This window comes from Mesorhizobium escarrei (assembly GCF_935825525.1).
Classification (GTDB): domain Bacteria; phylum Pseudomonadota; class Alphaproteobacteria; order Rhizobiales; family Rhizobiaceae; genus Mesorhizobium; species Mesorhizobium escarrei.
This window is the reverse complement of the sequence record NZ_CAKXZT010000022.1, coordinates 1-212: the sequence shown is the minus strand read 5'-3', so window position 1 is coordinate 212 and position 212 is coordinate 1. Positions and strand designations below refer to the sequence as shown.

The window sequence follows — 212 nt, the reverse complement described above, 5'->3', positions numbered from 1 at the left end:
CCAAAGTGTTTTAAGTTCATCGGCGCGAGGCACGAACGGGCACACAGGTCCAGCGCGGCCGAGATCCTTGTGAGGCCTGGCCACGAAGGTCTTGATCCAGTCTGCGACGGCGTGAAGCGCGCTTAGATCGCTTCCCGCTAGCTTCTTCGTTCTACTGACATCCTCAAGATCCGTGGGGAGGAAAAGATTGGCGGCCTGTGGCATCGAACTGC

The 212-nt window shown here is 58.5% G+C and carries 1 protein-coding gene; it reads right to left on the bottom strand.

Annotation, left to right across the window (positions count from 1 at the left end):
* A partial coding sequence (locus NMG80_RS37180; RefSeq protein ID WP_367185908.1) for a DUF6875 domain-containing protein occupies nucleotides 1-204 on the bottom strand: 204 nt, incomplete at its 3' end.
* Nucleotides 205-212: the final 8 nt, after the last annotated feature.